We start from the raw sequence: 24316 nt of genomic DNA on the forward strand, positions 1-24316 counted from the left end.
AACGATGGGTTAACGAGTGCTCACGAACCTTTTTGCTTCTTGCGCGCCACGTCCTCGTCGGGGCGGCGCAACTCGCGCAGCACGGCGACCGAAACGGCGATGGAGAACAAAAGCCAGAAATGCGGGGACAACTGCGACAAAAGCGACATGGCGACTCCTTTTGCGTACGACCCCAACTCCTTCAGGGCAGTTCCGATTCTGCTCCGGCGCGATGCACTGAGCAAGCATTGGCGCAGATAGAGGTTCACAGACCGCTCTGGCAAGCGGACAATGGCACATCATCACCATCAGCCAGGAGCCCGAGATGTCCCATCCGCAAACCATGTTCCAGCTCACCGGTCGTGGCCACGCACCGGCCAGCCTGAGCAATGCGACCTTGCTGATCATCGATGCCCAGGAAGAGTACCGCAGCGGCGTACTGGCACTTCCCGGCCTGGACCCTGCACTGGCAGAGATCTCCAGCCTGCTGGCCGCCGCCCGCGCAGCCGGCACCCACATCGTCCACGTCAAGCACCTCGGCATTCCCGGAGGTCTGCTCGACCCCAGCGGCTCACGCGGTCGTCATCTGCCGGAGGCGGCGCCACTGGCTGGCGAAATCATCGTGGAAAAACGCCTGCCCAACGCCTTCGCCGGTACCGAACTGCATGATCGCCTGCAGGCCCTAGGCCATCTCGACCTGATCGTCTGCGGCTTCATGACCCACTCCAGCGTCAGCACCACGGTACGCGCCGCCAAGGATTACGGTTATCGCTGCACCCTAGTCGATGCGGCCTGCGCCACCCGCGATCTACCCGCACCGGATGGCAGCGTGATCGCAGCCGCCGAGGTCCACCGCATCGAGATGATCGCCCTCGGTGACAACTTCGCCACACTCGTGCCGCAAGCCAAGTCGCTGATCTGACTTTCCGGTCGAAGACCGACAGACTGCGGAACCCCAGCGAAACCGGCCGGTCATACCGCCGATAAGCCAAAGGAAATCGGAATGAAGCTGTCCGACGACTTCGATGCGCGCCGCCTGCGTCCGCGCCAGCCGAAACACTGGCGCCTGCGCATCGGTGCCGGCCTGGGTGCCCTGCTCGCCGCCTTCGGCATCCTCCTGTCGATGGCTGGCGTCGCATCGCTGGCAGGCCGTGCTCCGGTACTGGGTACGCTCAACGACTCCACGGGCGAAGCCATCGTCCTGCTGCTGCTCGGCCTGCTCCTGCTGTGGGCCGGCATCGCCTTCTGGCGCCGCCGACGTCTACGGCGACCCAGCGACCTGAGCCTGTCACCCTCGCTGAAGAAAAAACGCGACTGACCGACCGCAGGCAACAGAGAAATTGGCCCCAATCGGCGTTTAACGTCGCGCAACGATGGCCCGCCGGGATGACAGGCCATAAAATACGCGTCTGTTTCGCGGAGCCACCGATGCAAGACGACGACTTTTCCCTGTTCCAGGCCGAGCTGCGCGGCGTCAAGCCGCTCAAGCATGACCGCGCCGACACCGGCAAACCCAAACCCGATCGCAAGCAGTTCAATACCTTGCGCCAGGCGGCGACTGTCAGCCAGGGCGAAATCAAGGTGGATGGCCTGTCCGACCAGTTCGTCATCGACGTCGGCGCCGAGGACGCCCTGTACTGGGCTGCCAACGGCATGCAGGAAGGCCAGATGCGCAAGCTCAAGCTTGGCCAGATTCCGTTCGACGGTAGCCTCGATCTGCACGGCATGAGCGTCGAGAAAGCGCGCGACACGCTCTGGGAGTTTCTCGCCGAAGCCACCAAGCTGGAGATTCGCTGCGTGCGCGTCACCCACGGCAAGGCGGTACGCATGGACGGGCGCAAGCCGATGATCAAGAGCCACGTCAACACCTGGCTACGCCAGCATCCGCAGGTGCTGGGTTTCAGCTCCTGCCTGGCCAAGCACGGTGGCACCGGCGCGGTGTACATCATCCTCAAGCGCACCATGATGGATGGTCGCGACGAGTGACGAAACGCGCATAGACGCCTGACACTCTTGTCAGGCTCATAATGGCGCCCTACCCTGCGCCCATTCGACACCCAACAGGATTTTCCATGTCCCTGGAACAACACTACACCGCCATCCTCGGCCAGCTCGGCGAAGACGCCTCCCGCGAAGGTCTGCTGGACACGCCCAAGCGTGCCGCCAAGGCCATGCAGTACCTTTGCCGCGGCTACCAGCAGACATTGGAAGAAGTCACCAATGGCGCGCTGTTCAGCTCCGACAACAGCGAAATGGTGCTGGTCAAGAACATCGAGCTGTACTCGCTGTGCGAGCATCACCTGCTGCCATTCATCGGCAAGGCTCACGTGGCCTACCTTCCCAACGGCAAGGTACTTGGCCTGTCCAAGGTCGCGCGCATCGTCGACATGTATGCCCGCCGCCTGCAGATCCAGGAAAACCTCAGCCGGCAGATCGCCGAAGCGGTCGAACAGGTCACAGGTGCGCTCGGCGTAGCTGTGGTCATCGAAGCACAGCATATGTGCATGATGATGCGCGGTGTGGAAAAGCAGAATTCCTCCATGGTCACCTCGGTGATGCTCGGCGAATTTCGCAGCAACCCGGCGACCCGCGGCGAATTCCTCAATCTGGTTCGCTGATTCCCGCTCAAGACGACGGCCGCTCACTTCAGTGAATGGCCGTCATCATTTTGCCGTGAGAGTCGCCCTGCGACGCCTTCCTGACACCCTTTTCTCTCGGCGCTAAGCGTCGGACAGTCAGGACACAAGATCTTCAACATTTGGCGTACCGCTCGCGGCGTGCCGTTCAGGAGTTAGAAAGATGTTGCTCAAAGCCCTTCGTATCGGCCTGGGTCAGCTGGTCGTGTTCGGCGACTGGATCAGCCGCCCGCGCAAGCTCAAGCGCAGCCCCGAGGCGCAAGCTGAAGTCGAGCGCGCCACGGCCGGCCTGGCGCTGTACCAATTCCAGGCCTGCCCGTTCTGCGTCAAGGTGCGCCGTACCCTGCACCGCCTCAACCTGCCGGTGCAACTGCGCGACGCCAAGAACGATGCCGAGCATCGCCAGGCCCTCGAGCAACACGGCGGGCGCATCAAAGTGCCGTGCCTGCGCATCGAAGAAAACGGCCAGAGCACCTGGCTGTACGAGTCCAAGGCGATCATCGCCTATCTGGATCAGCGCTTCGCTGGCTAAGCGAATGCACGCCCGCCTGTAGGCGCGAATTCAATCGTGATGGATCAGTACAGAATCGCGAATAAATTCGCTCCTACAGTAAGCAGAACTTAATCCGGCGGTGATTGAGCGGCTCGCTCGGCGCACATCCGGGCATATGCTGACAGCTTCGCGGCTGAAGCCGCTCCTACATAAACGGCGCGCCTTCACCGTTTTTTGTAGGAGCGAATTTATTCGCGATGGATCAATCCAGAATCGCGAATAAATTCGCTCCTACATTAAGCCGAACTCAATCCGGCGGTGATCGAGCGGCCTGCCCGGAATCCATCCGGCCACATGCTGACAGCTTCGCGGCTGAAGCCGCTCCTACATGAGCGGTGCGCCTGCAGCGTTCTCTGTAGGCGCGAATTTATTCGCGATGGATGGCGCGTCTTCGCACCCTCTCCAGGAGCGAGCTCTGCTCGCAAACAGCAGCGCCCTAGACCTCGATGCCCAACGCCTTGAGCTGGTCGAGGAACTGCGCTTCGTCCAGCACCTTAACCCCCAGCTCGCTGGCCTTGGCCAGCTTCGAGCCGGCACCAGGGCCAGCCACCACACAATGGGTCTTGGCCGAGACCGAGCCGGCCACCTTGGCGCCCAGGCTTTCCAGTTTCTCCTTGGCCACGTCACGGCTCATCACTTCCAGCGTGCCGGTCAGCACCCAGGTCTGACCGGCCAGCGGCAGACCCTCGGCAACCTTCTTCTCGCTTTCCCAGTGCATGCCGAACTCACGCAGTTGCTGTTCAACAGCGCGTGCGAGTTGGGCATGGCCTGCATTGTCGAAGAACTCGCGTACGGCCTTGGCCTGCCTCTCCGGTAGCGCCTGACGCATGTCCAGCCAGTCGCCGCCAAGCACGCCTTCCAGACTGCCGAAACGCTCCGCCAGCTTCTGCGCGGCACCGGGTCCGACAGTTGGGATGTTCAGCTTGTCGAGCATGCCGCCAAGCGTGGCGATGGCCGAGAATTCGGCGCTCAATTCGCCCTCTTCCTGCAACTCGAGACCGCATTCGCCCAGGAGTGCGCTGATCACTTGCTGGTTGTGTTCATCCTCGAAGAAGCTGTGGATCTCATGCGCGACTTCCAGACCGATGTCCGGCAGATAGGTCAGCACCTGCGGCAGCGCCTGTCGCACGCGCTGCAGCGAGGCCAGTGAACGCGCCAGCACCTTGGCGGTTTCCTCGCCCACATCGGGAATGCCCAGGGCATAGATGAACCGTGCCAGGCTCGGGCGCTTGCTGGCCTCGATGGCCGCCAGCAGCTTGTTGCTGGAGACCTCGGCGAAGCCTTCCAGACCGATGATCTGATCGAAGGTCAGCTTGTACAGGTCGGCCGGCGAGCCGATCAGCTTCTCGTCCACCAATTGCTCGATGGTCTTGTCGCCGAGGCCGTCGATATCCATGGCGCGGCGCGAGACGAAGTGGATGATGGCCTGCTTGAGCTGTGCCTGGCAGCTCAGGCGACCGACGCAGCGGTACACCGAACCTTCGCTGAGCGACTCCTTGCCCTTGCTGCGCTTGATCAGTTGCGTGCGTTCCACTGCTGAACCGCACACCGGGCATTGCTCGGGAATGTGCACCAGACGCGCGTTTTCCGGTCGACGCTCGGGTACCACGGCCATCACCTGTGGAATCACGTCGCCAGCGCGTCGAATGATCACCGTATCGCCGATCATCACGCCCAGGCGCGCCACCTCGTCCATATTGTGCAGGGTGGCGTTGGCCACCATCACGCCCGCCACCTTGACCGGATTCAGACGCGCCACCGGCGTCACCGCACCGGTACGGCCAACCTGAAATTCCACATCGAGCAACTCGGTGAGTTCTTCCTGCGCGGGAAACTTATGGGCAATGGCCCAGTGCGGCGTACGCGCGCGGTAGCCCAACTGTTGCTGGTCCTCGACATTGTTGACCTTGAACACCACGCCATCGATGTCATACGCCAGACTCATGCGCCGCTCACCAATATCGCGGTAGTAGTCCAGGCAGGCCTCGACGCCCTTAGCCAGCTTCAGTTCGCGACTGATAGGCACGCCCCAGGCCTTGAGTTGCTGCAGCATGGCCACCTGGGTGCCCGGCAGCTCGCCGCTGACCTGACCGACGCCGTAGCAGCAGAACTCCAGCGGACGGCTGGCCGTAATCTTCGGATCGAGCTGACGCAGGCTGCCGGCGGCCGCGTTGCGCGGGTTGGCGAAGGTCTTGCCGCCAATCTCGGCCTGCCGCGCATTGAGTACCTCGAAGCCGGACTTGGGCATGAACACCTCACCACGCACTTCCAGCACCTGCGGCCAGCCCTCGCCCTGCAACTTGAGCGGCACGTTGCGGATGGTGCGCACGTTGCTGGTGATGTCCTCGCCAGTGCTGCCATCACCGCGCGTGGCGCCGCGCACCAGTTGGCCGTTCTCGTAGCGCAGGCTGACGGCCAAGCCGTCGAGCTTGGGTTCGCAGCTGTACTCGATCTCGGCGCCGCCGCCGAACAAATCGCCGCCCTGCACGCCAAGGCCGGTCTGCACACTGCGGTCGAAGGCACGCAGGTCGTCCTCCTCGAAGGCGTTGCCCAGGCTGAGCATCGGCACTTCGTGACGCACCTCGCCGAAGGCGCTGAGGGCTTCTCCGCCGACGCGCTGGGTCGGCGACTCGGGCGTGACCAGCTCCGGATGCTCAGCCTCCAGCGACTGCAGTTCGCGGAACAGGCGGTCGTACTCGGCATCGGGCACACTCGGCTCGTCCAGCACGTAGTAACGGTAATTGTGCGCGTCCAGCTCGTTGCGCAGTTCGGAAATACGTTGGGCGGCGTCGGTCATCACATAAGCCTCAAGCGACAAGCTTCAAGCGGCAAGAACAAAAAAGCCCCAAGCCAAGCGCGTGGCTTGCAGCTTGAGGCTTGCAGCTTGCCGCTGCTGTTTAGCGTTTCTGTGTCAGTTGCCGGCGCTCGAACTCGACGATGCGCTGGCGGTAGTGTTCGATGGTCTGCGCGGTCATCACGCTGCGCTGGTCATCCTTCAGTTCGCCGCCCAGTTCGTGGGCCAGCTTGCGTGCAGCAGCGACCATGACGTCGAAGGCCTGCTTGGGATGACGCGGGCCAGGCAGACTGAGGAAGAAGCTCACCGCGCGGGTGCTGAAGCCTTCGATATCGTCCAGATCGAAGGTGCCAGGCTTGAGCGCGTTGGCCATGGAGAACAGCACCTCGCCGTTGCCGGCCATGCTCTCGTGGCGGTGGAAGATGTCCATCTCGCCGAAACGCAGGCCGCTTTCCAGAATGTTCTGCAGCAGCGCCGGACCCTTGAAGCCGAAGTCATCACGGGCGACCACGTTGATCACCAGCACTTCTTCCACCGGCGCAGCATCGACGGCTGGCTTGGCATGTTTCTTCGGCTCTCTCGGCTCGACCTCATCGACAGGGTTGAGCAAGGTCGGTACCGGCTCGTCGACTGCCAAGTTGAGGTCACCCTGCTGCGGCTCGTTGCGCGAGCGGCGCGGCAGGTCCTTGGCACTCATCGACGGCAGGTCTTCTTCATCGAGCTGCGGTTCGTGGTCGCGATTGACCACACGCGGCGGGCTGAGCAGGTCCGGATCACTGTCATCGTCCGGCATGTTGGCGAAGCTGCGATCGAGCTTGAATCTGAGCTTGCCCTTGCCTCCGCGCATACGGCGCCAGCCGTCGAAAAGAATGCCAGCAATAACGATGATGCCAATAACGATCAGCCACTCGCGCAGACCGAATTCCATGAAATACCTGACCCTTAACAATTCTGGTGAAAAAAAGATCCAATCAATCGGATCACAACTCGACTATAAAACGCGGCGCCAACTTCATGTTCTATCTGACGTTTGCCGCGTGTAACAAAAGTGGGCAATAAGCTAGCACGACGAAAGGCAACTTTACACAGGGAGCAACATAAGGTTGTGCCTATATTCAGTTAATCCCACGGCGCTCTGCCATCACGCCTCCACCATCGCCAGCGCCTCCTCGACATCCACTGCCACCAGACGCGAGCAGCCCGGCTCGTGCATGGTGACCCCCATCAATTGATCGGCCATTTCCATGGCGATCTTGTTGTGGGTGATATAGATGAACTGCACCGTTGCCGACATTTCCTTGACCAGTCGCGCATAGCGTCCGACGTTGGCATCGTCCAGCGGTGCATCCACTTCGTCCAACATGCAGAACGGCGCCGGATTGAGCTGAAAGATGGAAAACACCAGCGCCAAGGCGGTCAACGCCTTCTCTCCACCGGAGAGCAAATGAATGGTGCTGTTCTTCTTGCCCGGCGGCCGCGCCATGATGGTTACACCGGTATCGAGTAAATCTTCGCCGGTGAGTTCCAAATAAGCGCTGCCGCCACCGAAAACTTTTGGAAAGAGTGCCTGCAAACCGCCATTGATCTGATCGAAGGTGTCCTTGAAACGGTTGCGCGTTTCCTTGTCGATCTTGCGGATGACGTTCTCCAGGGTTTCCAGCGCTTCGACCAGGTCGGCGTCCTGCGCATCCAGGTAGCGCTTGCGCTCGGACTGCTGCTGGTACTCATCGATGGCCGCCAGGTTGATCGGCCCGAGACGGGCGATACGCGCGGCCATGCGCTCCAGCTCCTCTTCCCAGGCGCTCTCGCTGGCTTCGGCCGGCAAGGTGGCGATCACCCCGTGCAGGTCGTAGTTGTCCTCGGCGAGCTGGTCGGCCAGGGCCTTGCGCCGCACGTTGAGCGACTGCCAGTCCATGCGCTGCTGCTCCAGCTGGCTGCGCAGCAATTGCGCCTGCTGCTCGGCCTGAGTGCGGCGTTTCTCGGCGTCACGCAATTCGCGGTCGGCATCTTCCAGCGCCAGGCGCGCCTGACGCAGCTCGTCGTCCACCGCCATGCGCCGCTCTAGCAACTCTTCGAGCTTGATGCGCAGCTCTTCAAGCGGCGCCTCGCCCTCTTCCAGATTCAGCGACAGTTGCTCGCGTCGTTCGTGCAGACGCTCGGCCTGCATCTCCAGGCGCACCAGCGCCTGACGGGTGGAATCGTGCTGCGCCTTGAGCGAGCCGACCCGCACCGCCAGCTGATGAGCGTGATCCTTGTGCTGGCGCGCTTCCTGGCGCACGCGATCGAGGCGCTCGCGCAGGCTGTCACGGCTGGCCAGCAGGCTTTCGCGCTGCTCGTTATCCAGGGCCATGGCGTCCAGCGCATCCTGCAATTGCAGGCGCGATTCACCCAGTTGTTCCTGCTCGATCTCGCGCTGCTCAGCCGCTTCCTGCAGTTCGTCCTGCAGACGACGACGGCGCAGGCCCAACTGCTCGGCCTTGGCCTGGCTGGCGGAAAGCTGCGCCTTCAGCTCGGCCAGCTGCCGCGCGAGCACCTGTCCCTGACGGCGCTGCTGCTCGCGCTGTTCTTCCTGAAGACGCTGTTGGTCGCGCAGCGCCAGCAGGCGTTCATCCAGTTGCGCCAAGGCCGCTTCGCGCTCCTCACGCTCAAGCTGCAGGCGCTCCAGCTCCTGCCCGCGGGCGAGCACGCCGCTGTCGGCTTCGGCAGCACGACGCACGCGCAGAAAATGCCGGCCCACCCAATAGCCATCGCGGCTGATGAGGCTTTCGCCTTCGGCCAGTTGCGCGCGGGCCGCCAGTGCCTGCTCCAGCGACTCCACCGGGCGCACGCCGGCCAGCCAGGGCGACAGGTCGTGGCTCGACTCGATCTTGTCCAGCAGGCTGCCGGCGCGACGGGCACCACCCGAAGCAGGACTGGCCAGGCGCAGCTCGCCCTGCTCCAGCGCAGAGAAGTCCAGGCCGGCGAAATCATCCAGCAACACGGCCTGCAGGTCGGCACCGAGCACGGTTTCGACCGCCAGCTCCCAGCCGGACTCGACGCGCAGGCCTTCGGCCAGGCGTGGACGCTGCAGCAGGTTCTGCTCGCGCAGCCAGTCGCCTGCGCCCTGCCCCGGATCGAGGGCGGCCTGTTGTAGCGCCTCCAGCGAGGCCAGGCGGCCGTTCAGCCGTTGCAATTCGCCCTGCGCCTGCTGCTGGGCCTGGCCGGCTTGCTGCAGGTCCTCGCGCAGTTGCTGCAGGCGCTCGGCCTGCTGTTCTTCGGCCAGCTGCAGCGCTTCGTGTTCCAGCTCGCCAGCGGCAAGCTGTTCGTTCAGATCGAGGATGGCGGCGTCTTCCGGGTCGGCCGCCAGTTGCTGCAGTTCTTCGTTCAGACGGCGCTGGCGTTCGGCCAGGCGCTCCAGGCTCTGCTCCAGCTGGGCGATGCGCGACTGCTGCACTTCGGCCTGACGACGCGGTTCGGCGCTGCGCTGGTTGAAGCCGTCCCACTGCTCCTGCCAGCCGTGCATGCCGGTTTCGGCCTCTTCCAGGCTGGCGGCGGATTCCTCGGCTGCCGCTGCGGTCATTTCCTGCTCGGGCAGGAGCATTTCCAGCTCTTCGCCCAGAGTGGCCAGCAGCGTGCGGTCGTGGCCGAGGTGCGATTCGGTTTCCAGACGCGCCTTTTCCGCCTCGCGCAAATCGTCCTGCAACTGGCGCAGGCGCTGCTGGCCATGCTGGATGCTCTGCTCGACGCGGGCGATATCGCCACCGACCGAATAGAAGCGCCCCTGCACCAGGTTGAAACGCTCTGAGAGTTCGTGATGACCGTCGCGCAGACGCTCGATGGCAGCATCGGCGCTGCGCTGCTCGGCCACCAGGGCCTCGAAAGCGACTTCCTGGTCGCCGATCACCTGCTCGCGGCTGCCGACCTGCTGGTTCAACGTCTGCCAGCGCAGGGCGAGCAGCTGGGCCTTGAGCTGACGCTCCTCGGCCTTGTATTCCTGATATTTCTCCGCCGCCTGGGCCTGCCGGTGCAGACGTTCGAGCTGGCGCTCCAGCTCCTCGCGCAGGTCGGTCAGGCGCGCCAGGTTTTCCTGGGTGCGGCGGATGCGGTTCTCGGTCTCGCGGCGGCGCTCCTTGTACTTGGAGATGCCGGCGGCTTCTTCGATGAAGTTGCGCAGTTCCTCGGGCTTGGCCTCGATAAGCTTGCTGATCATGCCCTGCTCGATGATCGAGTAGCTGCGCGGCCCCAAGCCGGTGCCGAGGAAGATGTCGGTGATATCGCGGCGCCGACACTTGGTGCCATTGAGGAAATAGGTGTTCTGAGCGTCGCGGGTCACCCGGCGGCGGATGGAAATCTCGGCGAAGGCGGCGTACTCGCCCACCAGCGAGTTGTCGCTGTTGTCGAAGATCAGCTCGATGGAGGCCTGGGTCACCGGCTTACGCGTGTTGGAGCCGTTGAAGATGACGTCGGTCATCGACTCGCCACGCAGGTTCTTCGCCGAGCTTTCGCCCATTACCCAGCGCACGGCGTCGATGATGTTGGACTTGCCGCAACCGTTGGGGCCGACCACCGCCGCCATGTTGCTGGGAAAGCTCACCGTCGTCGGATCGACGAAGGACTTGAAGCCCGCCAGCTTGATGCTCTTCAGGCGCATCTGGGCTTAACGCTCGGCCAGGGTCGCCAGCACTAGCTGGCAATTGTGCTCGCCATAGGCCTGCAGCACCTCGCGGGCACGCACGGGGTCGCGCGCGATAATTGCCTGCAGCAGGCTGGCGAAGGTGTTCATGAACTGGCCCATCTCGCCTTTGCGCCGTTCCAGCGCCAGGTGGTAGGTGCGGCTGATGGCCGGCAGCAGGTTCTCCAGGGTTTCCTGCAGGTAAGGATTGTCGGCGAAGGGAAAGGCCGCGCGCATCACGTCGAAGCTGTTATCGACGAAGGCACCGATATCGCCGCGCTGGAGGCTGTCCTGCAGGCGGCGCTGGATGTCGATGAAGGGCGTCAGGTCGGTTTCCGTCTGCCAGCGCTCGATCACCGCGCGGGCCAGCATGATGTACAACTCGATGCTCAGTGCATAAAGGCTGGTGACGTGGTGCGCAGTCAGTTCGCTGACTTGGGCGCCACGGCGCGGCAGGATGACGATCAGGTGGCGGCGCTCGAGAATCAGCAACGCCTCGCGCACCGAACCACGGCTGACGTTCAGCGCATGGGTGACCTTCTGCTCCTGGATGCGTTCGCGCTCCTTGAGCTCACCGCGAATGATGCGTTCGGCCAGGTAGCGGGCGATTTGCTCGGCGAGGCTGTCCGGGGCCTTGAACGTCATGACATTCCTTATTTGCGTCGATCCAGGGGCAGGCAGTCGAGTCTGGGAGCCCCGCCACGGCTGGGCGGAAGCTGAAAAAACAAGCGCGGAGTGTAACACAGGGCGCTACCGGGCCAAGCGTCCTCCGGCACGCGCTGCGATGTGCATGGCAGGCAAAGGGAGCACGTGCCGTCAATGCGCAATCCCTCGCCAGTCAACTGGCGCAAAGGCGCAAATGCGGGGGCATACTCAAGGCTGTTCGGCTGATTACCAAGCAGCATTAAAACAGCTGACTTTCAAGTCAAATATTTGTTGACCCAAAAGTCAGAAAACCCTAGATTGCCTCCATGGCCAAACACGTCCGGGCCTTGCAACGCGTGCTCAGTACCCGGCGAGCCACCGATTCATAACAATAAAGTGCCTGGAGGTCGTCCTTGATCCAGTTTTTACTCAACCGGGAGCTGCGCACAGAGCATGCCCTGGACCCCAACGTCACCGTGCTCAACTACCTGCGTGAGTACGTCGGCAAGACCGGAACCAAGGAAGGCTGCGCCTCCGGCGACTGCGGTGCCTGCACCGTGGTGGTGGGCGAGCTCGATGGCGAGCGGGTGCGCTATCGCACCCTCAATTCCTGCCTGACCTTCGTCTCCAGCCTGCATGGCAAGCAACTGATCACCGTCGAAGACCTCAAGCACCAGGGCAAGCTGCACAGCGTGCAGCAGGCGATGGTCGACTGCCACGGCTCGCAGTGCGGCTTCTGCACTCCGGGCTTCATCATGTCGCTGTTCGCCCTGCAGAAGAACTCCACGGGCTATGACAAAGGCCAAACCATGGAGGCCCTGGCCGGCAACCTGTGCCGCTGCACCGGCTACCGCCCGATCATCGACGCCGCCAAGCAGGCCTGCTGCCAGAAACAGCCGGATCAGTTCGATGCCTTCGAAAGCGATACCGTGGCCCGCCTCAAGACCATCGCTCCGCGCGAGACGGCCGAGCTCAATAGCGGCGACAAGCGCTGCCTGGTGCCGCTGACCGTGGCCGACCTGGCCGATCTCTACACCGCCAATCCGGAAGCGCGTCTGCTGGCTGGCGGCACCGACCTGGCCCTGGAGGTCACCCAGTTCCATCGCGAGCTGCCGGTAATGATCTACGTCGGCCATATCGAGGACATGAAGCGCATCGAAGTGACCGACAGCGCCATCGAAATCGGCGCTGCCGCCGCCCTGTCCGACTGCTACGAAGCGCTGTCGCGCGAGTACCCGGACTTCGGCGAGCTGCTGCACCGCTTCGCCTCGCTGCAGATCCGCAACCAGGGCACCCTGGGCGGCAACATCGGCAACGCTTCGCCCATCGGCGACGCCCCGCCGCTGCTGATCGCCCTCGGCGCGCAAATTGCCCTGCGCCAGGGCAACACCCGGCGCATCCTGCCGTTGCAAGACTACTTCCTCGACTACAAGGTGACCGCACGCCAGGAAGCCGAATTCATCGAGAAGATCATCGTGCCGCGCAAGCAGGCCAACCAGGCGTTCCGCGCCTACAAGGTGTCCAAGCGCCTGGACGACGACATCTCCGCCGTCTGCGCGGCCTTCAACCTGACCATCGTCGACGGCTTGGTGACAGACGCGCGCATCGCCTTCGGCGGTATGGCCGCCATCCCCAAACGCGCCAGCGCCTGCGAAGCGGCGCTGGTCGGCTCGGCCTGGTACCCGGGCGTGATCGAACGCGCCTGCGACGCGCTGGGCGAGGACTTCACCCCGCTGTCGGATTTCCGTGCCAGCAAGGAATACCGCCTGCTCACTGCCCAGAACCTGCTGCGCAAGTTCTTTCTGGAGCAGCAGTCGCCCGAGGTGGAAACCCGGGTTACCGCTTACGCGTAAGCGTGCAGTGAATTGATCCGCTGTCGGCCCGCCCGGCGGCATGCGAAGTTTTGGAGGCGAAGATGTCCAGTCATATCGAACACAAATCCCAGGAAGAGCTGGCCGCCCTGTTCCGCGCCGGCATGGCCAGCGGCGTCGGCCGCAGCGTCAAGCACGAGAGCGCGGACAAGCACGTATCCGGCGAAGCGGTCTATGTCGACGACCGCCTGGAATTCCCCAACCAGTTGCACGTCTACGCGCGCCAGTCCGATCGCGCCCATGCGCGCATCGTGCGCATCGACACCAGCCCCTGCTACGAGATTCCGGGCGTGGCCATCGCCATCACCAAGGATGACGTGCCGGGCCAGCTGGACATCGGCCCGGTGGTCGCTGGTGACCCGCTGCTGGCCGACGGCAAGGTCGAGTACGTTGGCCAGGTGGTGCTGGCAGTAGCCGCAGACAGCCTGGAAACCGCACGCAAGGCGGCCATGGCAGCCATCGTCGAATACGAAGACCTGGAGCCGGTGCTCGACGTGGTCGACGCCTACCGCAAGAAGCATTTCGTGCTCGCCAGCCACACCCACCGCATCGGCGATTCGGCCAGCAAGCTAGCCAGCGCCCCGCGTCGCCTGCAAGGCACCCTGCATATCGGCGGCCAGGAGCACTTCTACCTGGAAACCCAGATTTCCTCGGTGATGCCCACCGAAGATGGCGGCATGTTGGTCTACACCTCGACGCAAAACCCCACCGAGGTGCAGAAACTGGTCGCCGAAGTGCTCGGCGTGCCGATGAACAAGATCGTCATCGACATGCGCCGCATGGGCGGTGGCTTCGGCGGCAAGGAAACCCAGGCCGCCGGCCCGGCATGCCTGTGCGCGGTGATCGCCCACCTCACCGGCCGACCGACCAAGATGCGCCTGCCGCGCATGGAAGACATGAGCATGACCGGCAAGCGTCACCCCTTCTACGTCGAGTACGACGTCGGCTTCGATGACGACGGCCTGCTGCACGGCATCGAGATGGACCTGGCCGGCAACTGCGGCTACTCGCCGGATTTGTCCGGCTCCATCGTCGACCGCGCCATGTTCCACTCGGACAACGCCTACTTCCTCGGCAACGCCACCATCAACGGTCATCGCTGCAAGACCAACACCGCCTCGAACACCGCCTACCGCGGCTTCGGCGGGCCGCAGGGCATGGTCGCCATCGAGGAAGTGATGGATGCCGTCGCGCGCAGCCTGGGCAAGGACCCGCTGGAAGTGCGCAAGCTCAACTACTACGGCAAGACCGAGCGCAACGTCACCCACTACCACCAGACCGTCGAGCATAACGTCATCCATGAGATGACCGCCGAGCTGGAGCAAAGCTGCGAGTACGCCAAGCGCCGTGAAGAAATCCGCGCTTTCAACGCCAAGAGCCCTGTGCTGAAGAAAGGCTTGGCCATGACCCCGGTGAAATTCGGCATCAGCTTCACCGCCACCTTCCTCAACCAGGCTGGCGCGCTGATCCACATCTACACCGACGGTTCGATCCACCTGAACCACGGCGGCACCGAGATGGGCCAAGGCCTCAACACCAAGGTCGCGCAGGTGGTGGCCGAGGTATTCCAGGTCGATATCGAGCGCATCCAGATCACTGCCACCAATACCGACAAGGTGCCCAATACCTCGCCGACCGCGGCCTCCAGCGGCGCAGACCTCAACGGCATGGCGGCGAAGAACGCGGCCGAAACCATCAAGCGGCGCCTGGTGGACTTCCTGGTGCGCGAGTACAAGGTCACCCCGGAGGATGTCGAATTCCGCAACGGCCAGGTGCGCGTACGCGACCACTTCCTTTCCTTCGAGGAGGTGATCCAGAAGGCCTACTTCGGTCAGGTCTCGCTGTCGTCGACCGGTTTCTATCGCACCCCGAAGATCTACTACGATCGCGACAAGGCTGCAGGCCGCCCCTTCTACTACTACGCCTACGGCGTGGCTTGCGTGGAAGTGCTGGTGGACACCCTGACTGGCGAATACCGCATGCTGCGCGGCGATATCCTGCATGACGTCGGCGATTCGCTGAACCCGGCCATCGACATCGGCCAGGTCGAAGGCGCCTTCGTCCAGGGCATGGGCTGGCTGACCACCGAGGAGCTGGTGTGGAACGCCAAGGGCAAGCTGATGACCAACGGCCCGGCCAGCTACAAGATCCCGGCCATTGCCGACATGCCCATCGACCTGCGCGTGAAGCTGGTGGAGAACCGCAAGAACCCGGAAGACACCGTGTTCCACTCCAAGGCCGTGGGCGAGCCGCCATTCATGCTCGGCATCGCTGCCTGGTGCGCTCTCAAGGACGCCGTGGCCAGCCTGGCGGACTACAAGGTGCAGCCGCAGATCGACGCCCCGGCCACGCCTGAGCGCGTGCTTTGGGGCGTGGAGCAGATGCGCAAGTTGAAAGCACAGAGCAAGGCAGCCAAAGCTGCCGAGGTCGAACCGGCCTGATTCGTAGCCCGGATGAAATCCGGGGGGACCCTGCCCCGGATTGCATCCGGGCTACGACCCGAAGCAAAGAGGTGTACAACAATGACAAAACACACCGAACCGAATAACCGCCCCGCTCGCCCGGCGCCGGAGCCGATTCTCGATCCGTCGCCGAGCAACTGGCGCCTGCCGCGCCCGGGACAGACCACGCCTTCCTGGAGGCTGAGCAAATGAGCTGGATCAGCGCCCTCGCCGAGCAGCAGCAAAAAGGTGAAGCCTGCGTTCTGGTGACCATCATCGAAGAACGCGGCTCGACGCCGCGTAATGCCGGCTCGAAGATGGTGGTCACCGCCGAGCGCATCTTCGAGACCATCGGCGGCGGCCATCTGGAATACAAGGCCATGGAGATGGCGCGCGAGATGCTCGCCAGCCACAGCCAGGACACGCGCCTGGAGCGTTTCTCCCTCGGCGCCAGCCTCGGCCAGTGCTGTGGCGGCGCCACCGTGCTGCTCTTTGAGCCCATGGGCCAGCCGCAGGCACAGATCGCCGTGTTCGGTGCCGGCCATGTCGGCCGCGCGCTGGTGCCACTGCTCGCCAGCCTGCCGTGCAAGGTGCGCTGGATCGACTCGCGGGAGAACGAATTTCCCGAGCACATCGCCGCCGGCGTGGAGAAGATTGTGGGTGACGAAGTGGTCGACGAGGTGGAGAACATGCCGCCCGGCAGCTACTACATCGTCATGACCCACAATCACCAACTCGATCTGGAGCTGACCGCGGCGATCCTGAAGCGCGGCGACTTCGCCTACTACGGTCTGATCGGCTCGAAGACCAAGCGCATCAAGTTCGAGCACCGCCTGCGCGAGCGCGGCTTCGCGGACACCCTGATGGCGCGTATGCGCTGCCCCATGGGCCTACCCGAGGTGAAAGGCAAGCTGCCAGTGGAAATCGCCGTGTCCATCGCCGGCGAGGTAATTGCCACCTATAACGCCCTGTTTGGTGAAAAAAGAGCCGGTCAGGACGTGAAGAAAGGCGAATCCAGCGTGGCCAAGCTGCTACCGGCCTCTCGCCGATCCTGATTCTTGGTGCGCTATGCGCACCACACCCATTTTTATGATGCGCCCAGCGCATCCCACGCACGAGATTCGAACAATGAGCAACACCCGCAAAGCCTACCGCGCCGCCATCCTGCACAGCCTCGCCGACCCGACCGTGGTCGGTGTCGAGCAGTCCTATGAATATTTCGAGGACGGCATCCTGCTGATCGAAAACGGCAAAGTCGCCCAGGTCGGCGCGGCTGCCGAGCTGCTGCCGAAGCTGGCCGGCATCGAGATCCAGCACTACTGCGACGCACTGATCACCCCCGGCTTTATCGACACCCACATCCACTACCCGCAGACCGGCATGATCGCCTCCTACGGCGAGCAACTGCTGGACTGGCTCAACACCTACACCTTCCCTACCGAGCGGCAGTTCGAAGACAAGGCGCATGCCAGCGACGTGGCGGCGATCTTCCTCAAGGAACTGCTGCGCAACGGCACCACCACCGCCCTGGTGTTCGGCAGCGTGCACCCGCAGTCGGTGGATGCTTTCTTCGAGCAGGCCGACAAGCTCAACGTGCGCATGATCGCCGGCAAGGTGCTGATGGATCGCAACGCCCCGGACTACCTGACCGACACAGCCGAAACCGGCTACTCCGAGAGCAAGGCCCTGATCGAGCGCTGGCACGGCAAGGGCCGCCTGCACTATGCCGTCACCCCGCGCTTCGCCCCGACCAGTACGCCGGAGCAACTGGAGCTGGCCGGCAAGCTGCTGGGCGAGTACCCGGACCTGTACATGCACACCCACCTGTCCGAGAACCGCAAAGAAATCGAATGGGTCAAGGAACTGTTCCCCGAGCGCAAGGGCTACCTCGACGTTTACGACCACCACAAGCTGATCGGCCCGCGCGCAGTATTCGCCCATGGCGTGCACCTGTGCGACGACGAGTGCAGGCGCCTCGCCGAAACCGGCTCGGCCGTGGCCTTCTGCCCGACGTCCAACCTGTTCCTCGGCAGTGGCCTGTTCGACTTGAACAAGCTCGAAGCTCATGGCGTGCGCGTCGGCCTGGGTACCGACGTCGGCGCCGGCACCAGCTTCAGCCAGCTGCAATCGCTGAACGAGGCGTACAAGGTGATGCAGCTGCAGGGCAAGAAGCTCGACCCGTTCAAGTCGCTGTACCTGGCCACCCTGGGCGGCGCCAATGCGCTGTATTTGGACGACAAGCTGGGCAACTTCCTGCCCGGCAAGGACGCCGACTTCCTGGTGCTCGACTACAACGCCACGCCGCTGATCAGCTACCGCATGCAGCAGGCCAGGAGCCTGGAAGAACGCCTGTTCGCCCTGACCATGCTCGGCGACGACCGCGCCGTGAAAGAGACCTTCGCCGCCGGCGTCTCGGTGCACCAGCGCAGCTGAGGCCGATGATCTGCGCACCCTTGTAGGAGCGGATTTATCCGCGATCAGGCTGTAAGCCATGCTCGGCAGCATCGCGAATAAATTCGCTCCTACAGATTTGAGCGGGACTTTCACCAAGAGGCACGATCGCGTAGAAGCCGGCTTGCCGGCGATCAACTCAGCACGGATCACCGAGGCGAGGGCCTTACCGCTCTCGTAGGAGCGGATTTATCCGCGATCAGGCTGTAAGCCATGCTCGACAGCATCGCGAATGAATTCGCTCCTACAAATGCGCCTCGCCTCAGCTACATCGTCTCCACAACGAAAAAACCCCGATGCGCGAACATCGGGGCTTTCATTTCAGAGTGGCGAATCAGCGATTGGCAGCGTTGCGGCCGGGCTTCTTCTTCGTCTGCAACAGATGCGAGAACACCGCGTGCAGGTCGTCCGAGGCGCTTTCCTCGTCCAGGTTCAGCTTGCTGTCGATATGGTCCATGTGATGCATCATCAGGTGCACAGCACGCTCGGTATCGCGCGCCTCGATGGCGTCGATCAGCTGATTGTGTTCGTCGTAGGAGCAATGCGAACGGCTGCCGCTTTCGTACTGGGCAATGATCAGCGAAGTCTGCGACACCAGGCTGCGCTGGAAGCTGACCAGCGGCGCATTACGTGCGGCTTCGGCCAGTTTCAGGTGGAACTCGCCGGACAGACGGATACCCGCACCACGATCTCCACGGGAGAAGCTGTCCTGTTCGTCCTTGACCATCTGCCGTAGCTCAGCGAGCTGTTCAGCGGTGGCGTGCTCGACGGCCAGCTCGGTGATGGCACGCTCGACCAGACGACGTGCATAGAAAATCTGCCGGGCCTCTTCAACGCTAGGGCTGGCCACCACCGCACCGCGATTCGGCCGCAGCAGCACCACGCCCTCATGGGCCAGGCGCGACAAGGCGCGACGAATGATGGTGCGGCTGACGCCGAAGATCTCACCCAGCGCCTCTTCGCTCAGCTTGGTGCCGGGCGCCAGGCGTTGCTCAAGAATCGCATCGAAAATGTGGGCATATACGACATCGTCCTGAGTCCCGCTGCGGCTGCTTTTACCCGCGCGCGGCTGCTTCTTCAGAGGCTGCAATTGATCGTTCATTCTGGCTCGCGTCAATGAGAGTCGGCGACAGTGCGACTCTACTGTGTTCTACCCGGTAGCTGACAAGCACCGAGCGAAAAAACATCAGAAAAGAATGGAGGCAATTGTACACAAGTCAATCCGCCACTACACCATGCGTTGTATGACGTCATAGCTGCTATCGGCCGCTCGCTGACCAGGGTGAGTGCCGAAGATCAAATTCTTTCCTTATATATAGCTGCGTTGTCAGTTCGTTAGCAGCTAAGGGTTTCCTTATCCGATGGATCGATGCGTACGCGAGTAAAAGCGTCAAACCCGCAACCCATCTATCTTATTGTTTTTAAAGAATTTAAAGCAGATTCCAGAATGATTGTCGCCTAATCCGTGCGCATCCGGGCCAGACCGTACGACTGGTGCGATTAATGCAACATTAAAAACATTAATTGCATTTTTTGTATACAACATCATAATCGCGCCTGAGTGACTTCTTGACCGCTCGGTCAACAACTTAGCCAGGAAGCACCACCAAAGACACCGCCTGCCTCAGAGAGCATTGTTCTTGCGCAACGCTCTGGGCGGTACACAACAAGAGAGATGAGGAGTACCCGCTGTGGAAAGCGTCAAACAAGAACAACACGCGAATCAACTGGCAAGGGGTGGCCTGCTCGACCGCTTCTTCAAACTGACCGAGCACCGCACCACCATAAAGACCGAACTGCTGGCGGGCCTGACGACCTTCGTCACCATGGCCTACATCATTTTCGTCAACCCCAACATCATGGCCGGCGCCGGCATCGACCATGGCGCCGCCTTCGTCGCCACCTGCATCGGCGCAGCCCTTGGCTGCTTCCTGATGGGCCTGTACGCCAACTGGCCGGTCGGTCTGGCGCCGGGCATGGGGCTGAATGCCTTCTTCACCTACACGGTCGTCGGCGAGATGGGCTACAGCTGGCAGATCGCATTGGGCGCAGTGTTCATCTCCGGTGTGCTGTTCATGATCATGAGCTTGTCGAAGATTCGCGAATGGCTGCTCAACAGCATCCCGATGAGCCTGCGCTTCGCCATGGGCGCCGGGGTCGGCCTGTTTCTCGGCCTCATCGGCCTGAAGACCGCCGGCATCGTCGTCGACAGCCCGGCGACCCTGCTGACCATGGGCTCGTTCGGCAATCCGACGGCGCTGCTCGCAGCCGTGTGCTTCCTGCTGATCGCCGTGCTCAGTCATCGCAACGTGTTTGGCGCGATCCTGTTCAGCATGCTCGGCGTGACCGCCATCGGCTGGGCCCTGGGCCTGGTGGAATATGGCGGTCTGGTGTCGATGCCGCCGAGCCTGGCGCCGACCTTCCTGGCGATGGACATCGCCGGCGCGTTCAATGTGGCGATGATCAGCGTGATCCTGGCCTTCCTGTTCGTGAACATGTTCGACACCGCCGGCACCCTGATGGGTGTGGCGCATCGCGCCAACCTGGTAGACGAAGACGGCAAGATCCACAATCTCTCCAAGGCACTGAAAGCCGACTCCACCTCCAGCGTCGTGGGCGCGATGGTTGGCTGCCCGCCGGTGACCAGTTACGTCGAGAGCGCTTCGGGCGTCGCCGCCGGGGGCCGCACCGGCCTGACCGCCATCACCGTCGGCCTGCTGTTCCTCGCCGCGATGTTCTTTGCGCCACTGGCCGGCATGATTCCCGCCTATGCCACCGCGGGCGCGCTGATCTACGTGGCGATGCTGATGATGAGCGGCATGGCGCACATCGACTGGAAGGATCACACCGACACCATTCCGGCCATCGTCACAGTGGTGATGATGCCGCTGACCTTCTCCATCGCCAACGGCATCGCCCTGGGCTTTCTCACCTACGCCACGCTCAAGCTGCTCACCGGCCAGCGCGACAAGGTATCGCTGAGCCTGTACGTGCTGTGCGTCATCTTCATCGCCAAGTTCGCCTTCCTCTGACGACAAGCTCGAGGCGATGATCAAAAGCTCATCGCCGTAGCAGTCATTCAGAACAAAAGCTTCGCGGACAAGTCCGCTCCCACAGAACACAAACAGTGCTTTTGTGGGAGCGGACTTGTCCGCGAAGATCTTTGGTAGCAGCAGCCCGATCCGGCAAAAACGCAGCGCCCCTGTAAAAGTAGCCGCAGCATTTCTGTTGACTGACAGCTATCAGTCCCAAATTTGTATTGGAACTAGGTCAACGTGCATCGGTAGGGGCCGCACGCAGCGCCATGGAGTTCACCCAACTTGGTGCCCGCAAGCACGCTCCGCCCCCTGGGCGTCACCTGACCACACAACAACATCGGACAGGTCTTAGCCTTGGCAAAAACATTCGCGCAAAAAAAAGCCCGCAGTGTGAGCGGGCGTAAGGACTCAAACGAGTCTGAGGGTGACAAGCATTCGTCTGGCGGACGGCCCGCCAATCATCAGCTACCGCGGTAGGTGGAGTAGCTGTAGGGAGAAATCAGCAGCGGCACGTGGTAATGCTCCTGACCGGCATCGATGCCGAAGCGCAGCACGACCACATCGAGAAAGGCAGGCTCAGGCAGTTTCACGCCACGGGCGCGGTAGTAGTCGCCGGCATGGAAGTGCAGTTGATAGACGCCCGTGCGGTAATCATCGCCCTGCAGCACCGGTGCATCGCAACGGCCATCGTGGTTGGTGGTAACGGTGTTGATCAGTTCCAGCTGCGCGCCTTCGACGCGGTACAGCTCGACCTTGATGTCACTGCCTGGGCAGCCATGTGCGGCATCCAGTACGTGTGTAGTCAATCGTCCCATGGGTCTCGGATGCTCGTGGCGACCAGCGCCCGGCGAACATCACACCTCCTCTACTTTGTTGAAATCGGCTCGTCGCAGTGCACCGACGCGATGGCAGGATAGCACGCAGTCAGAATATAAAACACTTTAATCAAAAATTGTACACAATAAATCCAGTAGCCATACCCGAAACGCACCAAAGCGGTTCACTATTCACCCCATCCCCAGCTAGTAATCACGGCACAACCCGCGCGCATTGCTGGCCATCCGGTCAATTTCTCTATGGCCACGCACAGCGAAGAAAATGATGAAAAGTCGATTTACAAACAGCAATTAACTTTGTATACAATTACTCATCCCGGTCGCGTAGCCGTCGATTATCCGGCACGCAGTGACCGCAACGCTCCAGATAGGAAGACTGCAGTGAATGCTGATTACCCACGCGACCTGATCGGCTACGGCGCAAAACCACCCCATCCGCAATGGCCGGGCGACGCTCGTATCGCCCTGTCCTTCGTGCTCAATTACGAGGAAGGCGGCGAGCGCAACATTCTGCATGGCGACAAGGAATCCGAGGCTTTCCTCTCCGAGATGGTCGCCGCGCAGCCACTGCAGGGCCAGCGCAACCTGTGCATGGAGTCGCTCTACGAATACGGCAGCCGCGCCGGCGTGTGGCGCCTGCTCGATCTGTTCAGGAAGCACGACATCCCGCTGACCATCTTCGCCGTGGCCATGGCCGCGCAGCGCCATCCCGAGGTGATTCGGCAGATGGTCAACGCCGGTCACGAGATCTGCAGCCATGGCTACCGCTGGATCGACTACCAGAACATGGACGAAGCCACCGAGCGTGAGCACATGTTCGAAGCCATCCGTATCCTCACCGAGCTCACCGGTGAACGTCCGCTGGGCTGGTACACCGGCCGCCTGGGCCCGAACACCCGACGCATCGTGCGTGAGGAAGGCGGTTTCCTCTATGACTCCGATACCTACGACGACGACCTGCCCTACTGGGACCCTGCCAGCAGCGCAGACAAACCGCACCTGGTGATTCCCTACACCCTCGACACCAATGACATGCGCTTCACCCAGGTGCAGGGCTTCAACAAGGGCGACGACTTCTTCGAATACCTCAAGGATGCCTTCGACGTGCTCTATGCCGAAGGCCAGGCCGGCGCGCCGAAGATGCTGTCGATCGGCATGCACTGCCGCCTGCTTGGCCGCCCGGCGCGCCTGGCCTCGCTGGCGCGCTTCATCGACTACGTGAAAAGCCATGACAAGGTCTGGTGCGCCCGCCGCGTCGACATCGCCAGACACTGGCACGCCAACCACCCCTTCCGCGCGCCCGAATGAGAGAGCCGTCCATGAGCCGTTTCCAAACCCTGACCCCGTCCCAGCTGAGCCGCGAGGAGTTCGTCGCAGCCTTCGCCGACATCTACGAGCACTCGCCCTGGGTCGCCGAGAAAGCCTACGACCTCGGCCTGGACGCTTCGGTAGACGAGATCGACGCCCTGCACCAGCGCATGGCCGACATCCTCCTGTCCGCTAGCGCCGATGCGCAGTTGGCACTGATCAACGCCCACCCGGATCTGGCCGGCAAAGCTGCCGTACGCGGCGAACTGACTGCCTCCAGCACTGCTGAACAGTCCGGTGCCGGCATCCATGAATGCAGCGCCGAGGAGTTCGCCCGTTTCACCGAGCTCAACGACGCCTACAAGGCCAAGTTCGGCTTTCCCTTCATCAAGGCCGTCAAGGGCAGCAACCGCCACCAGATCCTGGCCGCCTTCGAGGAGCGCATTCACAACACGCCGGAGCAGGAATTCGCCACCGCCCTGGCCGAGATCAACAAGATCGCCCTCTTCCGCCTGCAGCAGCTTTAAGCCTGCAGCAGCCCCGACAATCGAACAGAACAAGTAGAACAGCCATGCGTAGCCTGACCATCGAGCCCCTGAGCAAAGAAGCCTTCGCCCCCTTCGGTGACGTGATCGAAACCGAGGGCAGCGACTTCTTCATGATCAACAACGGTTCCACCCGCCGCTATCACAAGCTGGCCACCGTGGAGACCGCACAGCCGGAGGACAAGGCCATCATCAGCATCTTCAGCGCCGAAGCACTGGAGATGCCACTGACCATCCGCATGCTGGAACGCCATCCGCTGGGCAGCCAGGCTTTCATCCCGCTGCTCGGCAACCCCTTTCTGATCGTGGTCGCGCCACTTGGCGATGTACCTGTATCAGGGTCCGTCCGTGCCTTCCTCAGCAATGGCAGGCAGGGCGTCAATTACCATCGCGGCGTCTGGCACCACCCGGTGCTGACGATCGAAAAGCGGGATGACTTCCTGGTGGTTGATCGCAGTGGTTCCGGTAACAACTGCGATGAGCATTTCTTCAATGAGGACGAGCTCCTTCTCCTCAAACCCCACCAATAAGAGAAGCCCGGGGCTGGCGTGCCTCCCCCGGGGAAGAG

Annotated in this window: 20 protein-coding genes; 13 read left to right on the top strand and 7 right to left on the bottom strand. The window is 62.4% G+C overall.

What is annotated here, in order from left to right; genetic code table 11:
* Window positions 1–20: 20 nt before the first annotated feature.
* Window positions 21–248, bottom strand: coding sequence for a hypothetical protein (locus tag B2U07_RS02920; protein WP_296275695.1), 228 nt, complete (start codon window positions 246–248; stop codon window positions 21–23).
* A 56-nt stretch (window positions 249–304) separates the two neighbouring features.
* Between B2U07_RS02920 and B2U07_RS02925 the strand changes: the two genes are divergently transcribed.
* The 5 genes from B2U07_RS02925 (at window position 305) to B2U07_RS02945 (ending at window position 3147) form a co-directional block, all read left to right on the top strand.
* A complete protein-coding gene (locus tag B2U07_RS02925) occupies window positions 305–901 on the top strand; it encodes a cysteine hydrolase family protein (RefSeq protein ID WP_275544750.1) in 597 nt (198 codons plus the stop codon).
* Between the two features lie 81 nt (window positions 902–982).
* Window positions 983–1297: a hypothetical protein gene (locus tag B2U07_RS02930; RefSeq protein WP_296275697.1), complete on the top strand. Its 315-nt coding sequence runs from the start codon at window positions 983–985 to the stop codon at window positions 1295–1297.
* A 110-nt stretch (window positions 1298–1407) separates the two neighbouring features.
* Complete coding sequence (locus B2U07_RS02935) at window positions 1408–1965, top strand: Smr/MutS family protein (protein ID WP_024307779.1); 558 nt, start codon at window positions 1408–1410, stop codon at window positions 1963–1965.
* 86 nt (window positions 1966–2051) lie between these two features.
* Window positions 2052–2597: a GTP cyclohydrolase I FolE gene (folE, locus tag B2U07_RS02940; protein ID WP_197858260.1), complete on the top strand. Its 546-nt coding sequence runs from the start codon at window positions 2052–2054 to the stop codon at window positions 2595–2597.
* 181 nt (window positions 2598–2778) lie between these two features.
* Window positions 2779–3147, top strand: a complete 369-nt coding sequence (locus B2U07_RS02945) for a glutaredoxin (RefSeq protein ID WP_275544748.1) — start codon at window positions 2779–2781, stop codon at window positions 3145–3147.
* A 457-nt stretch (window positions 3148–3604) separates the two neighbouring features.
* Here B2U07_RS02945 and ligA read toward each other — a convergent pair whose 3' ends face one another.
* From ligA to B2U07_RS02965, 4 genes are all read right to left on the bottom strand, one after another.
* A complete protein-coding gene (ligA, locus tag B2U07_RS02950; protein WP_296275699.1) occupies window positions 3605–5965 on the bottom strand; it encodes an NAD-dependent DNA ligase LigA in 2361 nt (786 codons plus the stop codon).
* Window positions 5966–6065: 100 nt separating this feature from the next.
* Window positions 6066–6890: a cell division protein ZipA gene (gene zipA / locus B2U07_RS02955; protein WP_296275701.1), complete on the bottom strand. Its 825-nt coding sequence runs from the start codon at window positions 6888–6890 to the stop codon at window positions 6066–6068.
* A 213-nt stretch (window positions 6891–7103) separates the two neighbouring features.
* Entirely contained in the window at window positions 7104–10592 is a 3489-nt protein-coding gene (smc, locus tag B2U07_RS02960; RefSeq protein WP_296275704.1) for a chromosome segregation protein SMC, read from the bottom strand.
* 6 nt (window positions 10593–10598) lie between these two features.
* Complete coding sequence (locus tag B2U07_RS02965; protein ID WP_275544744.1) at window positions 10599–11258, bottom strand: GntR family transcriptional regulator; 660 nt, start codon at window positions 11256–11258, stop codon at window positions 10599–10601.
* A gap of 413 nt (window positions 11259–11671) precedes the next feature.
* Here B2U07_RS02965 and xdhA point away from each other — a divergent pair, with 413 nt between their 5' ends.
* From xdhA to guaD, 4 genes are all read left to right on the top strand, one after another.
* Window positions 11672–13111: a xanthine dehydrogenase small subunit gene (gene xdhA / locus B2U07_RS02970; protein ID WP_275544743.1), complete on the top strand. Its 1440-nt coding sequence runs from the start codon at window positions 11672–11674 to the stop codon at window positions 13109–13111.
* A 62-nt stretch (window positions 13112–13173) separates the two neighbouring features.
* Complete coding sequence (gene xdhB, locus B2U07_RS02975; RefSeq protein WP_275544742.1) at window positions 13174–15570, top strand: xanthine dehydrogenase molybdopterin binding subunit; 2397 nt, start codon at window positions 13174–13176, stop codon at window positions 15568–15570.
* Window positions 15571–15779: 209 nt separating this feature from the next.
* Complete coding sequence (gene xdhC, locus B2U07_RS02980; protein ID WP_275544741.1) at window positions 15780–16625, top strand: xanthine dehydrogenase accessory protein XdhC; 846 nt, start codon at window positions 15780–15782, stop codon at window positions 16623–16625.
* 73 nt (window positions 16626–16698) lie between these two features.
* Window positions 16699–18003: a guanine deaminase gene (guaD, locus tag B2U07_RS02985; protein WP_275544740.1), complete on the top strand. Its 1305-nt coding sequence runs from the start codon at window positions 16699–16701 to the stop codon at window positions 18001–18003.
* Between the two features lie 352 nt (window positions 18004–18355).
* Here the strand turns inward: guaD and B2U07_RS02990 are convergent, their stop codons facing one another.
* Window positions 18356–19123 carry a GntR family transcriptional regulator gene (locus B2U07_RS02990; protein WP_275544738.1) on the bottom strand — a complete coding sequence of 256 codons (768 nt, stop codon included), beginning with the start codon at window positions 19121–19123 and terminating at the stop codon, window positions 18356–18358.
* Window positions 19124–19712: 589 nt separating this feature from the next.
* Here B2U07_RS02990 and B2U07_RS02995 point away from each other — a divergent pair.
* A complete protein-coding gene (locus B2U07_RS02995; protein ID WP_197858250.1) occupies window positions 19713–21053 on the top strand; it encodes an NCS2 family permease in 1341 nt (446 codons plus the stop codon).
* A gap of 467 nt (window positions 21054–21520) precedes the next feature.
* Here B2U07_RS02995 and uraH read toward each other — a convergent pair whose 3' ends face one another.
* Window positions 21521–21874, bottom strand: a complete 354-nt coding sequence (gene uraH, locus B2U07_RS03000; RefSeq protein WP_197858249.1) for a hydroxyisourate hydrolase — start codon at window positions 21872–21874, stop codon at window positions 21521–21523.
* 402 nt (window positions 21875–22276) lie between these two features.
* Here uraH and puuE point away from each other — a divergent pair, with 402 nt between their 5' ends.
* Genes puuE through B2U07_RS03015 form a run of 3 tightly spaced genes read left to right on the top strand, consistent with a single transcriptional unit; the run spans window position 22277 to window position 24278 of the window.
* Window positions 22277–23203, top strand: coding sequence for an allantoinase PuuE (puuE, locus tag B2U07_RS03005; RefSeq protein ID WP_275544737.1), 927 nt, complete (start codon window positions 22277–22279; stop codon window positions 23201–23203).
* An 11-nt stretch (window positions 23204–23214) separates the two neighbouring features.
* Window positions 23215–23730: a 2-oxo-4-hydroxy-4-carboxy-5-ureidoimidazoline decarboxylase gene (gene uraD, locus B2U07_RS03010; RefSeq protein WP_275544736.1), complete on the top strand. Its 516-nt coding sequence runs from the start codon at window positions 23215–23217 to the stop codon at window positions 23728–23730.
* 44 nt (window positions 23731–23774) lie between these two features.
* Window positions 23775–24278, top strand: a complete 504-nt coding sequence (locus tag B2U07_RS03015; protein WP_275544735.1) for an ureidoglycolate lyase — start codon at window positions 23775–23777, stop codon at window positions 24276–24278.
* Window positions 24279–24316 lie beyond the last annotated feature (38 nt).

The sequence above is a fragment of the Pseudomonas sp. UBA7530 genome, from assembly GCF_002479365.1.
Lineage (GTDB): Bacteria > Pseudomonadota > Gammaproteobacteria > Pseudomonadales > Pseudomonadaceae > Aquipseudomonas.

Bases quoted from the DNA above. Each gene is read 5' to 3' on its own strand.
- B2U07_RS02925 (WP_275544750.1), top strand. From the start codon at position 305: ATGTCCCATCCGCAAACCATGTTCCAGCTCACCGGTCGTGGCCACGCA.
- B2U07_RS02930 (WP_296275697.1), top strand. From the start codon at position 983: ATGAAGCTGTCCGACGACTTCGATGCGCGCCGCCTGCGTCCGCGCCAG.
- B2U07_RS02935 (WP_024307779.1), top strand. From the start codon at position 1,408: ATGCAAGACGACGACTTTTCCCTGTTCCAGGCCGAGCTGCGCGGCGTC.
- folE (WP_197858260.1), top strand. From the start codon at position 2,052: ATGTCCCTGGAACAACACTACACCGCCATCCTCGGCCAGCTCGGCGAA.
- B2U07_RS02945 (WP_275544748.1), top strand. From the start codon at position 2,779: ATGTTGCTCAAAGCCCTTCGTATCGGCCTGGGTCAGCTGGTCGTGTTC.
- ligA (WP_296275699.1), bottom strand. From the start codon at position 5,965: ATGACCGACGCCGCCCAACGTATTTCCGAACTGCGCAACGAGCTGGAC.
- zipA (WP_296275701.1), bottom strand. From the start codon at position 6,890: ATGGAATTCGGTCTGCGCGAGTGGCTGATCGTTATTGGCATCATCGTT.
- smc (WP_296275704.1), bottom strand. From the start codon at position 10,592: ATGCGCCTGAAGAGCATCAAGCTGGCGGGCTTCAAGTCCTTCGTCGAT.
- B2U07_RS02965 (WP_275544744.1), bottom strand. From the start codon at position 11,258: ATGACGTTCAAGGCCCCGGACAGCCTCGCCGAGCAAATCGCCCGCTAC.
- xdhB (WP_275544742.1), top strand. From the start codon at position 13,174: ATGTCCAGTCATATCGAACACAAATCCCAGGAAGAGCTGGCCGCCCTG.
- xdhC (WP_275544741.1), top strand. From the start codon at position 15,780: ATGAGCTGGATCAGCGCCCTCGCCGAGCAGCAGCAAAAAGGTGAAGCC.
- guaD (WP_275544740.1), top strand. From the start codon at position 16,699: ATGAGCAACACCCGCAAAGCCTACCGCGCCGCCATCCTGCACAGCCTC.
- B2U07_RS02990 (WP_275544738.1), bottom strand. From the start codon at position 19,123: ATGAACGATCAATTGCAGCCTCTGAAGAAGCAGCCGCGCGCGGGTAAA.
- uraH (WP_197858249.1), bottom strand. From the start codon at position 21,874: ATGGGACGATTGACTACACACGTACTGGATGCCGCACATGGCTGCCCA.
- uraD (WP_275544736.1), top strand. From the start codon at position 23,215: ATGAGCCGTTTCCAAACCCTGACCCCGTCCCAGCTGAGCCGCGAGGAG.
- B2U07_RS03015 (WP_275544735.1), top strand. From the start codon at position 23,775: ATGCGTAGCCTGACCATCGAGCCCCTGAGCAAAGAAGCCTTCGCCCCC.